Raw genomic sequence first — 13,428 nt, forward strand, 5'->3', positions numbered from 1 at the left:
GTCTCTGCCGGTATCCACTACGAATATCGAATACCTGCGAGCTATAGTCAGGCAGTTTCCGGTCAAAATTGGGGTTGTTTCCAGCAGAGGCAAAGCCGATCAGGCAGAACTGGGCAGAACAAGCGACTGATAACCCGCCTGCCCCCGTGAATTGCGCTTTAATCGGCGCATCCCAAAGGGTCGACATCTTCGGGTTCCGTTGAAAATGGGCGGACACTGACGGTGCCGTTCTCCGGTATTTTTCCAATGTGCTGTTTCAGGACACGATAGCAGCTATCGTCAGGGGCATATTTGACGACGCTTTCACCGACTATGCCATTGGAGGATTCCGCCCGAAGTTGCAGTACGATGGTCCCATCTGCTTCCAGCCAGGCAACCCCTACCGTTTCCGCATGGGCAGAGCCGAAGCTGCTAATGGCCAGTGAAGCCGCAACGGTAAGCGCTTTGAGATATTTGCGCATTGGAATCGCCCCGCCACTTCATTTCAATAAAATTTCACGATCTGGCAAACCTTCGGTGTTTGTCAGCCATACTTCGCGCGCTCGGACCAGATATTCGGATGGCGCACTGCGTCATATGATATCCATTCGGCACTATCAGAAATTTGCTGCTGTTCACCGGTTTTTACATCGCTGATAGTGAGCGGACCAAGGCTCACACGCATAGTGTGAACATAGCCAGGCAATGTGCAGAATGCGCTGGCATCCACGTCCACGACGGCAGTTTTCCGATCGTAGAGTTTTTCCATCCAGGCAAATACGAGGAATCTGCCATCCTTCGTCCATGCAAAATGTGACCCCCAGGCAAAACCAGGAAACGGCTTGCCGGCAACCGTCAGCCTGCAATAGGAATCGCCGAATGGCGGCTCGGTCACGTAGGTCAAAAGCGCCTGTGTCTGGCCGTCCGGTGCGATGATGCGATAGTCACCATAGCCGCAATAAACACTTCCCCCATCGCTCGGGCATTGAACATTCTGGTATATGATTTCCGGTTGTACCAAAGCTTGAATCTCATCGTGGTGGGCAGGCAATAGCGGCGGCCGTGAACATCCAGGCTGCCGCAGGTCGGTGCTATCTGCCAAATAAATCGTAAGAGAGTCATGACCATCAACGGTTTCCACTTGCAAGCTCTCCTGTTACTCGAAGCGCTGGTAACAGCCGTGCATTACGTTCGGTCTGATGGGGTCTGCGAGGCTTGAACATGATATCTGCAACTGAGGCAAAAGCAGCCGTTCGTTGGAAATCAATTCTTGCAGTCCTGATTGCCGGGGTGATCGTGCTGATCGGCCAACGCATCCCGTTGCCGGGCATCAGTGAAGATGCGCTGATGCAATTCAATAAGCAATCTTCAGGCGGTCTGGAACGCTTGTCTATTCTGGCTTTAGGCATCCAGCCGCTTCTCTCTGCTTACCTCATCATTGAAATATGCAAGCTTGCGGTTCCAAAGCTTGGCAATTGGAGTCTGGCGACGCCAACGGGCAGACGCACGATGTTTATGCTGGTAACGTTGCTGGCACTGGTTTTCGCAGCACTCCAAGGCATTGGCATCGCGCAATCCCTGACATCGCTTGGGCTCATTGCGAAAGACCCGCTTTCGCCAATGTTGGTGATTGCAACGCTCGTCGCTGGCATCGCTGTACTGGCGGCAATCGCAGACCGGATAAGCATACCCTTGCTTGTTTACGGAGGGTTCTGGCTGACACTTTCCATTTTCAGCCTTCATCGACTGTCATCGGACATCAGCGCCTATCTGGAATTGTTGCGCTCTGCCGCCATCCCCCTTGCAGATTTCCTGATACCTGTCGCAATCCTCGCAACCTGCTTCGTGTCGATCGTCTATCTTTCTGAAAGACTCGCACGTAGTGCAACGGTTGCTGGAGCAGATGTCTTTGCCTGGTCAATTGTTCTGGTTTGGCCCCCCTTTGTCGCTGGCAGCATTGCCGGGGCGCTTACATTGCTTGTTCAGATGTTCGACCTGACGCCCGAAACATCATGGCAGGTGGACGGATTTATGATCGTCCATACGCTCATTCTGATAGCGGTTCTTCCAGCGGTGCTGGTTCTCTATTCGGGGCTCGCAACGCGTCTGGACCCGCGAGCGGCACAATGGGCGGACAAAAAATCCGTGCTTGCGGGCTTGGCGGCGGGCCAACTGGTTGTGTGTTCCGTTATCACCATTGCCTCTGCTTATTGGGCAACGATGCTTTCAGGCGCCGAACTGATTGCGCTGGCCGTCGTGTTCTGGGCGCTCTTTCGCTCCGTCCGCCTGGTCTGAACGCCTAATGTGGTGTTAGAAACATTGTTGCCGGACACAGCATGTTTTATGCGCCAAGTGTCCCAACTCTCATATTGATCGGCCAAAACATGGATCGTGTCGTTGCAGGGTCCCCCCAAAGGCTCGCCACGTCTTTCCCAAAAGCCAGGACGATATCTTCCCGGCCTGCATTTCTGGCGTTTCGAACTGCCGACCATGTTGAAATATATCCAAGGAAGTCATTCAGGTTCCACGCCAGCCTGATGTCCATCCGCGGTGGCTGTGTCTCTTTGAATGGAAATTGCATATCGCGATAGCCGCTATCGACCAGACTGCGTTCTGGCGACCAATACGGCCCGGCCTCATCGTGATAAAACCGTCGGAACCGGTCCTGTAACTCTTCTCCGGGTTGCAGCACTCCGTAGCTGACAAGAGCCAAAGCCGCATCTTTGACGCCAATTCTGCTGACCTCTTTGTAAAAATGCGGAAGATTGAACCAGTGAGCCGCTTGAGCGGCAACGATCAGACTGACACTGCGATCTTTCAGCGGCAGGTTTTCAGCACTGGCGCAAACATATTCAACATTCGGATGGGAAGGCGCACTGTCAAGCTGATCCGCGCTTGGATCACAGCCAATGACCCTGTCAAAATGCTGGGCCAAAAGAGTGGTGAGTTGACCGCTGCCACACCCGACGTCAACCGCGCAGCTGCGCGAAGGCGCTGTATCGGCAAGGAATTCTGCCAACTGCGCAGGGTAATCCGGTCTGAAACGGGCGTAATCTTTTCCACCACTTTCAAACCAGTTTTTCGGCGATCCCGGGTTGTTCGACATTAGCGTTGCTCTCAGTCATTTTCTGGCGGATTGTCAAATATGCTATAGCTCAATCGTCGAAAGCACATGGCAGCAAACCCTGCACATAACTTCCAAGGGGTTTAACATGGCGGGTGATCTGTTGAAGAAAAGTGATGGCACTGCTCTCCTGTCCGGCGGCAACCCGCAAATTGCCAAAGGATATGGCAACGCGCCGGTGCAGCAGTTCATTGCTGCAATGCCCGGCTGGAAACATGAGGTTGGCCGCCGCCTGGATGAGCTGATTGTTCTTGCATTTCCTGATGTGGAAAAGGCAGTCAAATGGAACTCGCCCCTCTACGGCACGGAAAAGGGCCTTTGGTTCCTGAGTTTTCATTGCATGACCCGATACATCAAGGTTGCGTTTTTTCGTGGATCGGAACTAAGCCCTATTCCACCCGTCAGTTCGAAACAGGCAGAGGTGCGGTATCTTCATATCCACGAGAATGAAGCAATCGAAGAAACGCAATTTTTGGAATGGATCAGTCAGGCAAGCCGCCTGCCCGGGGTCAAGATGTAACTTCGGGCAGGCCAGAAATTTGGGTCGATGCATCACTTGCAGCCCTTACATCACTGCCGGGCGGCTTCTGTAGAGGATAAACGCGGAAGAAACGAGCAGCAACGAAGCAGCAATAGCGATTGCGGCCATTGCCGACATGTTAAAAGCGTGCAGCGCGAGATCCATCATTGCAGTCGCCGCTTCCTCGGGCATTGTTGCCCGAGCGGCCAAAGCCGCATCAAAGCTGTCTATAATCTGCGGATGCGCATTTGCGACATCGGAACTGGACATTGCATTGGTGTAAATTCCCGCCATTGCACTGCCCAGAATGGCCACACCAATGGCGCCACCCATTTCGTAAGACACCTCCTCAATGGAGGCGGCGGACCCGGCGCTTTCGGCTGGTGCGTTCATCAAAATCGCAGATGATGCCGCCGTCATGGTAGCGCCTACACCGACGCCAATGACAATAAATGCTGCAATTTGCGCCAGCACTCCATGGTCCAGAGCGAAAAACAGGCCAAGCGTGCCTGCTCCTGCAACCATCATGGACGACCATAGAAGACGAGTGGCACCCATGCGCGGCATGACCAGACCTGCCAGCGGACCGGCGACAAAGGCCGCAAGCGGAAGAGGCAGAATGGCAATTCCGGCCTGAAGGGGTGACAGCGCCATGGCCAGTTGCAGACGCTGGCTGATTGCCAGTTCAAGGCCGATCAATGCCGCACAAGCAACCAGGGCGGCTATGACGCCGGAGCTGAACTCTTTGTTTTTAAACAGGGCAAAATCGACCATTGGCGAAGATGCGCGCCTTTGTCTGCGGTAAAACAAACCAAGAAAGCTCCCACTGAGTGCGAGATAAAGAAACGCAAGACTCCATACCGCATCTGCCCGCCCCAGTTCCTTGATCGCCAGAACCAGCGCCACCAGCCCAACCAGCACCTGGCCTGAGCCAACCAAGTCAAACGGACGGTTTGGATTGGCGGGATTGCGGGGGATAAGTCTTATGGCAGCAACGAAGGCAATGACGACAACCGGCACGTTGATCAGAAACACCGACCCCCACCAGAAAAACTCCAGCAATATGCCACCGAGAACAGGCCCAAAAGCAGCACCGCCAGCGGCAATCGAGGCCCAGACACCAATGGCAAACGCCCTCTCCTGCGGATCGTCAAACTGCTGACGAATGATGGACAAGGTGGCCGGCATCATCATCGCTGCACCGATTGCCAGAAACACACGCGCCAGTATCAGTATTTCCGAACTGGGAGAAAAAGCGGCAAGCATTGAGGCCGCGCCGAAAACGACAAGGCCTGAAACGAACATGACTTTCGCACCGTAGCGGTCGCTCAGCGCTCCCGATCCTGGCAGAAGGCCGGCAACAACCAATGCATATGCATTGACGATCCATAGCTTCTGGGAGGCGGAGGCGCTCAAGTCTGCGGTCAGGCGAGGCAGAGCCGTGTAAAGCACCGTCATGTCAATGACGATCAGAAGCAAGGCACTCGACACAATCGCCAGAACCAGCCAGCGGGACTGCAGAAACATGTTACACCATCTATATACGGCACACGGGACCATTCCCGAATGACCGATATAAATACGTACGTATTGAAAAGAAAGAGCGCATGGGCCGAAAAAAAACCATCGATCGTGACGAGCTGCTGGACACAGCCGAATTGATCATTCGAACGCATGGCGCTGCCGGGCTGACGATCGACAGTCTGGCAAAAGCTGCCGACATAACCAAAGGCGGAGTGCAATACACCTTCAGCTCCAAACAGGCCATCATTGATGCGATCATGGAGCGCTGGTTTGAAAGCTATACCGAGCTGTACACGAAACTGGCCGGAGAAAACCCTGCGCCAACCGACAGTCTGAAAGCGCACATAGAGGCAACAAGACTGGAGGAACAACCGACTGACGCCAAGTCAGCCGGCATCATGGCAGCTCTTCTGCAATCGCCGGACGATCTTGAAGGATCGCGGGTCTGGTATCAGGAACGGCTGAAGGTGTTTGATCTGAACACAGACGCCGGGCGCAACCTGCGCATGCTGTTTTACGCGACAGAAGGTCTTTTCATGTTGAAGCAGATGCGCCTGGCCGATGTTAGCGACAAAGAGTGGGACATCATGTTGAAGCACATCCTTGCCGCTGCATCGACATAGCCGCCAACGCGCTCAGGCAGGCATTGCCGCCGGAGAGCGCATCAACATTCCGAACAGATCGCGCGGATCATCGGGATCAGCAATCAGATCCAGAAATTCCAGAGTTTCCGCTCCTACAGTCTTGTCGTAGACATAGCGAAGCGCCGAAAAATCCTCGATTGCAAAACCCACTGAATCAAACAGGGTGATCTGGCGTTCACTGCTTCTTCCGGCAGCATGGCCGGCGATGACATCCCACAATTCAATCACGGGATGATCTTCTGCAAGTTGCTGAATTTCACCTTCAATTCGGGTCTGCGGCGGAAATTCGACAAATATGTCGGACCGCAAAAGAATGTCGCTGTGTATTTCAGTCTTGCCCGGGCAATCGCCGCCAACCGCGTTGATGTGAACGCCGGGGCCAACCATATTGTCGCTCAGGATAGTGGCATATTGCTTGTCGGCGGTAGCGGTGGTGATGATGCCTGCGCCTTCCACAGCCTCCGCCGCAGCGCTGCAGATTTCGATGGATGCAAATCCGTGCCGCGCGAGGTTCCTGGCACATTTTTGCGACGCCGCCGGATCAACGTCATACAGGCGAAGTTTATCAACTCCCAGCAACGCCTTGAATGCCAGAGCCTGAAATTCCGATTGCGCCCCATTGCCGATCAGCGCCATCGTGCTGTTGCCTTTGGGTGCAAGATATTTGCCCGCAACCGCTGACATGGCGGCTGTGCGAAGAGCCGTCAGCATGGTCATTTCCGAAAGCAGAACAGGATAGCCAGTGGCTACATCTGCCAAAAGGCCGAACGCCGTAACTGTCTGCAGGCCATCACGTGTGTTTTTCGGGTGGCCGTTGACATATTTGAAGCCGTAAAACCTGCCATCGCTGGTTGGCATCAGCTCGATGACACCATCCACGCTGTGCGAAGCAATGCGCGGCGTTTTGTCAAAGCTGTTCCAGCGCAGAAAATCTTCCTCAATATATTGAGCAAGTTCTACTAGGAATTGCTCGACACCAATCGAATGCACAAGCCGCATCATGCGGTCGACACTGATAAACGGCACTACATTCAATTGCTTGTCCATTCAGGCTACCCTCTTCTTGCCCGTTATTGTCTTGCCGAAAAGGCTGCTCACCAGTTCATTTGCAAGTGCGGCCGTGCGGCCATTCTCGTCCAGAGTGGGATTGAGTTCGACCACATCAAGGCTGGTGACCAGCCCGCTTTCATGAAGCATTTCCATCGCCAGATGCGCCTCGCGGAATGTGGCGCCGCCCTGGACAGGCGTGCCCACACCCGGAACCAGCGACGGGTCCAGAAAATCAATGTCGAAAGACACGTGCAGCAAGCCGTCTGCATCCCGCACTTCCTGAAGAAAAGACTCCAGCAAAGGTGCGACGCCACGGCGGTCAATGTCGCTCATATCATATGCGCGAAACTGCGATGCCGCCAAAGCATCCTTTTCAGCCTTGTCGACACTGCGCAAACCCAGAATGCACACATGCTCCTGAACCAGCGGAGCGGCAAGCGGCGGAAAATAGCCGTCAAATCCTGGCATGCCCGCCAGATAAGCCAGAGGGACACCATGCAGATTTCCGCTTGTGGTCGTATTCAGCGTATGCAGGTCAGAATGGGCATCCATCCAGAGAACGAAGAACGGTTTTCCCTGCTCTGCAGCGCGGCGCGCCAGACCCGAGACCGAGCCGGCTGAAATACTGTGATCGCCCCCCAGAAAAATCGGCAGACCATCGGCACTGGCCTCATAGGCCTTGGCCGCAATAGCCTCAATCCATGCGCTGACTTCCCGCAGATGTTTCAGCCGGTTCGGATGATCTGGCACCGCTCTTGGTTCTGGTGCCGGTATCGCACCAAGATCATCCACATCATGGCCAAGATCTTGCAGCGCTTCACCCAGACCCGCGTTTTTCAACGCTTCCGGTCCAAGAGCACACCCCGCAACCGGCTGCCCCAACTCAAACGGTACCGAAATCAATTTGCAGCTCATTTTACTTTCCTGGTCATTTCTGCACTCAGGAAATGCGATTTTGCTGGCACATGGAAGCAGCCATATTGCCCAATATGCGCTCATCACTTACCAATATGGCAAATGCATTTGTTCAAACTGGATAATAAATGGACGCTATCGATCAGCGACTCATCACCATATTGCGGCATGATGGACGACGGAGCCTTTCCGATCTGGCAGTGGAATTGGGGCTGACCCGTGCCACGGTTCGTGCGCGACTGGAGCGTCTGAAGAAGAATGACGAGATCATTGGCTTCACTGTCATTTTGCGGTCCGACGCCATCGACTTGCCCGTGCGGGGAATTATGATGATCGAAATCGGCGGACACAGCGCAGACGCTGTGGTGAAAACGCTGAACGGATTTTCCGAGGTCAGCGCCATTCATACGACCAATGGAAAATGGGATCTGGTGGTCGAACTTGGTACATCAGACCTGATCGCCTTTGATCAGGTTTTGCGCCGGATAAGATTGATTGCGGGCATCACCAATTCGGAAACCAGCCTGCTTCTGGCCACTCCCCGCAGCGTAAAAGCCAGACTCTGAAATTCCTTCAGCAGGCCATTTGCATCGCTGTATGGCAGAGGTTTGCCCTTCCTGCCAATTGGACCGGCGACGCGTTCAGCTTCGCAGAACCTCTTTCCGTCTCCCGGCATTGGAGAGTGCTGGTTGAGAGAAATCTACGATTGAGATAAAATATAAATCTACAATCTGCAGTACATTGTGAAATTAATTTCGATTAATTAATAATACAAACGAATGCCGGGCGGGTAGCTCCTATCAAAACGGCATCTTCCTTATTCAATATCCAAGTTGACTGCCATATTTATTGTATCATTTTCGCGATGTTGAGCAAAAATCTTGTCAACATACCTCAGGAACTGAACTTCTTGAAGAATCTTTTATACCTCTCTCCTGTACCATGGGCGAGTTTTGCGCAGCGGCCGCACAAATTCGTGTCATGGTTCCAAAGCCATTATCAGGGAAAAGTATTCTGGATTGAACCTTACGCGACGCGCCTTCCTTCGTTAGCGGATTTGCGCCGGTTTCAGAAAGCCAAGAGAAGTCTGGGAGTTACGCCATGTCCCGAATGGCTGACCATCTGTTCGCCATCAAGTCTTCCCGTTGAGCCGCTTCCCGGCTCCGGCTGGCTGAACCGCCGTTTATGGAAGAGCAGTTTAACGGATGCTGCCGAATTTGCCGGAGACGGTGAGTGTGTCATCGTTGTCGGAAAACCTTCCCGGCTTGCACTACAGATCATGGAAAGACTTCCAGAGCTCAGATCCATCTATGACGCCATGGATGATTTTCCGGCATTTTACACAGGTCTATCTCACGCTGCGATGAAAAGAAGCGAAGAAGCCGTTGCTTCAAGAGCCGACGAAGTCTGGACATCCAGCTCGTTTCTTCAGAACCGCTGGAAGACAAAACATTCGAATGTCCGCCTGATATTCAACGGCCTGGACAGTGACGTCATCAGAAATGTTGCGATTGCACCGTCCAGTTCCGACCAGAAGATATTCGGCTATATCGGAACTGTTGGTCAATGGTTCGACTGGGAAATGGTGGTCGCACTGGCGCGCAGTTCCCCGGGCGACCTTATCCATATTATAGGCCCTGTGTATAAGCTGCCGCCGAAAGACCTTCCCGGCAATATCCGGATGTTTCCGGCATGTGAGCATGAGCGCGCTCTTACGGAAATGGCGCATTTTGACGTGGGCCTCATTCCGTTTCTAAAGAACGAACTGACCAGATCCGTGGATCCTATCAAGTTCGCCATGGCCGGAAGAGATGAACCGAACGGTCGTTGATCGCATCAGTGACGCAATGTTCGCACCGACTGCAAAATCCCGCGCAAATCTTCTGAGCGAGGGTCTGGACGATCGTCGGATTCTGGTAACCGGCAACACCGTAATTGATGCATTGGTGGATGTCGCTGAACGGCTTCGCACTGACGCACGTCTGCGTGCGGGAATGGCGGCCAGATTTGCTGCAATTGATGCCAGCAAACGAATGATCCTCGTGACAGGCCACCGTCGCGAGAGTTTCGGAAACGGCTTTGAGCAGATCTGTCATGCACTGGCGCAAATTGCAGATCGGGGAGATGTCGAGATCGTTTACCCAGTGCACCTTAACCCCAATGTACGCGAGCCGGTTCAGCGAATTCTGGCTGACCGCAGATCAATCCATCTCATCGAACCGCAGGCCTATCTGGAATTCGTTTACCTGATGACGCGTGCTCACCTGATCCTGACGGACTCGGGTGGCGTGCAGGAAGAAGCACCGTCTCTCGGGAAGCCGGTTCTGGTCATGCGTGAGGTAACAGAAAGGCCGGAGGCGGTGGAGGCTGGCACCGTTGAACTGGTGGGCGCAAACCGGGCACAGATTGTCAAAGCTGTTGAAAGACTGCTCGACGATGAAGAGCGATATTCGGCTTTTTCACGCGCCCACAATCCCTATGGTGATGGGGCGGCTGCGCGGCGGATTGTCGGATATCTGGAAGACTGTGCCGCGGGCATGGAGACACAGATGCCTCAAAGTGCCGTTGCGTAACAGATAGTGCGAAACAACTCAGGGCATTTTCGTAAAGCGAAAATGTCCTGAGTTGTAAGGGGAAGAGACTTTCTGAAGCGCGAGCGCAAAGCTTCAGCGCTTGTCGAACCTGTATTTATGGGGAGTCCAAGGCCCCCATTTCTGTTCGTAAATCAGTTTGTTCTGCTCAAACAGTTCCATTTTCTTCTCGGCCTTCAGTGCATCGAAAGACGCCGACAGATGATGATGAATGAAAACATCGTCAGCTATGGCGTTGCGCAGACCAAGCGCCTGAACTCGCCGACAATAATCATCATCTTCAAAAAATCCGACGCGGAATGCCTCATCGAGGTTTCCGACAGCTTCAAATGTCTTGCGGCTGAATGCGACGCAGAAGAATGCAAGATTAGGGCAGTCGTGCAGGCGGCCGATGCGCTGCGCAGTATAATGGAGCGCCTCGGTGCGCATCTCGTTCATATCCGCGTAGTGAATTTCGATCCGCGCCTCATTGCCGATATTGTTGGTGACCGGCCCGACAAGCCCCAGGTCCGGGTTGCGCCTCAGATGCGCGACGAGGCTGCCCAACCAGCCTGGCGTGACATAGGTATCGTTGTTGAGAAGAACAAAATAATCGCCCGTTGCACGCGCAAGGCCCTGATTGTTCGCGGCGGCAAAGCCACGATTGTCCTCATTCAATATCAGAGTGCGGTTAGGCCCACCCTGCTCCCATAGCTTGAGGTAATCGGCAGAACCGTCGGTAGACGCGTTGTCGACAACAATGATCTCAAAATCATCATAGGCGGTGTCCTGCGACAGGCTTTCCAGGCAAACTTCGGTAAATTCAAGATTGTTGTAAGTGACAACAATGACGCTGGCGCGCGGTGACCGTGTCTTCTCGAGTGCGGTCAGAAATGCTTCTACCCGATGGTCCCATGTCTGCTCGGCGGCAAATTGCCGGCGTCTGGCCTCGTCTTCCGTGCCGGGAATGGCCGACAGGACGTCATCGACCTTTTCTAGAAAGTCAGCATGGCTTTTGGCGCGCTCAACACAATCGCCGAACTGCGATATTTCCGGCAGGTCAATTGATATGACGGGTTTGCCCGCGCTCAGATATTCATAAACCTTGACCGGGTTTGTTGCCAGGGTCAGTGGAATGACCTTGAACGGGAGAATGCAGACATCAAAGGCGTAGAGATAATAGGGAAGATCCGTATATTTCACCTCGCCGGTCATCACCACGTTTGGCAGTGCCGACAGCCTCTCTTTGGCCTTCACAGTGTCTGCGCCAATGAGCAACACGCAATCATCTGGCCGTGCACGGGCAATTTTTTCGATCAGGTCGATGTCGAACCATTCGGCAATTGCTCCGTAATAGCCAATAATGCGCCGGTCTTTTTCATCGCGATAGATCTCAGACGGGCGGTTGGCGAAATGCGTATAGTCTCCAGCATTGCGAACCATGGAAACGTTTGCATTGCTTTTGTTCGCTATGTCTTCAAGAAATGTGGATGTGACGATGACATGATCAGCCTCGCGCAGCAGTGCGTGCTCTTCGGCAATGGCATCCTTTGCATTGTCGCCAAAGCCCTCATGGTGGTCCATCAGATCGTAGACGAGCTTTCGATTTGGCACCTGATCCGCAAATGGCCGCCAGAAAGGATGCTGGACAAGCGACAGGATCTCACGCGGTGCGGCCCATTCCAGAAACATGCCCAGGCTGGCAAAAACTGCCGCCTTTGTTTTTGGCGATGGCATGCCGAAGTAAATCGCCGGCGCTCCTGGAACATGCAGATAAACGATCTGCAACGAACCATCTTCAGATAAAGGCTCTATACGGAAGCCCGGCTCCGCTGCGTCAATGAAATGGTTCGAGAAATAAAAAGTGCGATGGCCCCGATTGGCGAAGGCGCGCGCCAGATGCTGAGGCCGCTGCACGCGAAAATGCCAGTCGATGATGGCCCAGACAAAAACATCGGCCTTGGGTGAAATTTCTTTCGATGGCCTGAAACCCACGCTGACCGGACGAGACGACTTCACCGGAACACCGGGAAAAGCCCGTCGGTGCCGCAGAATTGCACTTTTCAGCTTGTGCTTGATTGGCGGTGACAGAGGCAGGGCCCGGTACACCGTTCGCAGGGATAGTTTTCCGGCCTGCCTGATATCCCGCACGCCATTGGTCACGGACCGCAGCGGCGCGGTCGCACGCCAGGAATGGCTGCTGTGAATGCTGTGAATCTGGGTTTCGCGTACCGACAATGCTTCATGGAGCGCCGCCACCTCGGCTTTGAGCGCATCATTTTCGGCTGCCTGTTCTGCCGTTCCCGTCAGGCTCTGTACAGCTCGCTGCTGGTCGCGGATGTCCCGGCGAAGCGCATTGATCGTGGATTCAATGGCCAGGACAGAGGCCTTGCCGGGCGCAGCAAGGACGTCGCACAGTTTCAGGGCGTATCGCTGAGCCACGTCATTTGATGCATAGACCAGCAATATCTGGTCGCCGGGCCAGTAACTGGGCTTTTCCTGTGATGCATCAATCACCCGAGCTTCAACGCAGTGAAACCTGCCGGCAACGGACGTTGGTATCATGTTCAGGTCAAACGTCACCTTATGCTCGCAGTGACGCTCCCGCTCCTGAAACGGTACAAGAATGACCAGAATGTCCTTTGCATAGGCAGAGACTGTCTCAAGCGTCGACCACGGGTCTTCAAAGTGTTCCAGTGTGTTGGAACAGAACAGGACATCGAAACGGTCTTCAATCGTCTGGGTCAAAAGATCGACATCGATGAAGCGCGGAATTTTATGCAGACTCCGCGCCTTCTCAATAGCTGGCCGCGCAAAATCAATTCCAGTGACTTGGCCTCCAAAAGTGTGGGCGAGAATTTCCGTTCCTTCACCCGTGGCACAACCCCAGTCACATATTGAAAGACGCTCAGCCTGCAAGGTGCGGCTCAACCATACAGGGAGGTTACCCAACGCAAGATTGTAGAAAAAGCGCGTTTGAGCAGGACCGGCCTTTTCGTCCCAATCTGTCAGAAAACGATCGGACCAGTATTGCTCGCTATTCAGATCAAGCGCCATGAAGCCTCTTCCTAAGTGTCAATTCGGGCATTGACGCAGCGCTGT

Annotated in this window: 13 protein-coding genes; 6 read left to right on the forward strand and 7 right to left on the reverse strand. The window is 53.8% G+C overall.

From position 1 onward, the window contains the following. Positions 1-158 precede the first annotated feature (158 nt). Positions 159-461 carry a hypothetical protein gene (locus FPY71_RS07625; RefSeq protein WP_149299299.1) on the reverse strand — a complete coding sequence of 101 codons (303 nt, stop codon included), beginning with the start codon at positions 459-461 and terminating at the stop codon, positions 159-161. Between the two features lie 62 nt (positions 462-523). Next, positions 524-1,120 (reverse strand): hypothetical protein, encoded by a 597-nt coding sequence (locus FPY71_RS07630; protein ID WP_149299300.1) that lies wholly within the window; start codon positions 1,118-1,120, stop codon positions 524-526. Positions 1,121-1,200: 80 nt separating this feature from the next. Between FPY71_RS07630 and FPY71_RS07635 the strand changes: the two genes are divergently transcribed. Beyond that, positions 1,201-2,274, forward strand: coding sequence for a hypothetical protein (locus FPY71_RS07635; RefSeq protein ID WP_149299302.1), 1,074 nt, complete (start codon positions 1,201-1,203; stop codon positions 2,272-2,274). Positions 2,275-2,320: 46 nt separating this feature from the next. Here FPY71_RS07635 and FPY71_RS07640 read toward each other — a convergent pair whose 3' ends face one another. Continuing rightward, positions 2,321-3,085, reverse strand: coding sequence for a class I SAM-dependent methyltransferase (locus FPY71_RS07640; RefSeq protein WP_149299304.1), 765 nt, complete (start codon positions 3,083-3,085; stop codon positions 2,321-2,323). Positions 3,086-3,191: 106 nt separating this feature from the next. Between FPY71_RS07640 and FPY71_RS07645 the strand changes: the two genes are divergently transcribed. Further along, complete coding sequence (locus tag FPY71_RS07645) at positions 3,192-3,623, forward strand: DUF1801 domain-containing protein (protein ID WP_149299306.1); 432 nt, start codon at positions 3,192-3,194, stop codon at positions 3,621-3,623. Between the two features lie 45 nt (positions 3,624-3,668). On the opposite strand, the gene FPY71_RS07650 is transcribed toward FPY71_RS07645, so the two are convergent. Beyond that, positions 3,669-5,150, reverse strand: a complete 1,482-nt coding sequence (locus FPY71_RS07650; protein ID WP_149299307.1) for an MFS transporter — start codon at positions 5,148-5,150, stop codon at positions 3,669-3,671. An 80-nt stretch (positions 5,151-5,230) separates the two neighbouring features. Here FPY71_RS07650 and FPY71_RS07655 point away from each other — a divergent pair, with 80 nt between their 5' ends. Beyond that, positions 5,231-5,770 (forward strand): TetR/AcrR family transcriptional regulator, encoded by a 540-nt coding sequence (locus tag FPY71_RS07655; RefSeq protein ID WP_149299309.1) that lies wholly within the window; start codon positions 5,231-5,233, stop codon positions 5,768-5,770. A gap of 12 nt (positions 5,771-5,782) precedes the next feature. Here the strand turns inward: FPY71_RS07655 and FPY71_RS07660 are convergent, their stop codons facing one another. Continuing rightward, entirely contained in the window at positions 5,783-6,838 is a 1,056-nt protein-coding gene (locus FPY71_RS07660) for an ornithine cyclodeaminase (protein WP_149299311.1), read from the reverse strand. Further along, on the reverse strand, positions 6,839-7,756 hold the full coding sequence (rocF, locus tag FPY71_RS07665; RefSeq protein ID WP_149299313.1) for an arginase: 918 nt from the start codon (positions 7,754-7,756) through the stop codon (positions 6,839-6,841). It lies immediately after the preceding gene. A gap of 128 nt (positions 7,757-7,884) precedes the next feature. On the opposite strand from rocF, the gene FPY71_RS07670 reads away from it, so the two are divergent. The 3 genes from FPY71_RS07670 to wecB all read left to right on the forward strand — a co-directional run bounded on the left by FPY71_RS07670 (position 7,885) and on the right by wecB (position 10,329). Beyond that, positions 7,885-8,322: an Lrp/AsnC family transcriptional regulator gene (locus tag FPY71_RS07670; RefSeq protein WP_149299315.1), complete on the forward strand. Its 438-nt coding sequence runs from the start codon at positions 7,885-7,887 to the stop codon at positions 8,320-8,322. A 299-nt stretch (positions 8,323-8,621) separates the two neighbouring features. Continuing rightward, a complete protein-coding gene (locus tag FPY71_RS07675; protein WP_149299317.1) occupies positions 8,622-9,587 on the forward strand; it encodes a glycosyltransferase family protein in 966 nt (321 codons plus the stop codon). Next, positions 9,568-10,329: a non-hydrolyzing UDP-N-acetylglucosamine 2-epimerase gene (wecB, locus tag FPY71_RS07680; RefSeq protein ID WP_149299319.1), complete on the forward strand. Its 762-nt coding sequence runs from the start codon at positions 9,568-9,570 to the stop codon at positions 10,327-10,329. The genes FPY71_RS07675 and wecB overlap by 20 nt, the downstream gene beginning before the upstream one ends. A gap of 93 nt (positions 10,330-10,422) precedes the next feature. On the opposite strand, the gene FPY71_RS07685 is transcribed toward wecB, so the two are convergent. Further along, positions 10,423-13,383 carry a glycosyltransferase gene (locus FPY71_RS07685; protein WP_149299321.1) on the reverse strand — a complete coding sequence of 987 codons (2,961 nt, stop codon included), beginning with the start codon at positions 13,381-13,383 and terminating at the stop codon, positions 10,423-10,425. Between the last annotated feature and the right edge of the window lie 45 nt (positions 13,384-13,428).

The organism is Aureimonas fodinaquatilis (genome assembly GCF_008369445.1).
Lineage (GTDB): Bacteria > Pseudomonadota > Alphaproteobacteria > Rhizobiales > Rhizobiaceae > Aureimonas > Aureimonas fodinaquatilis.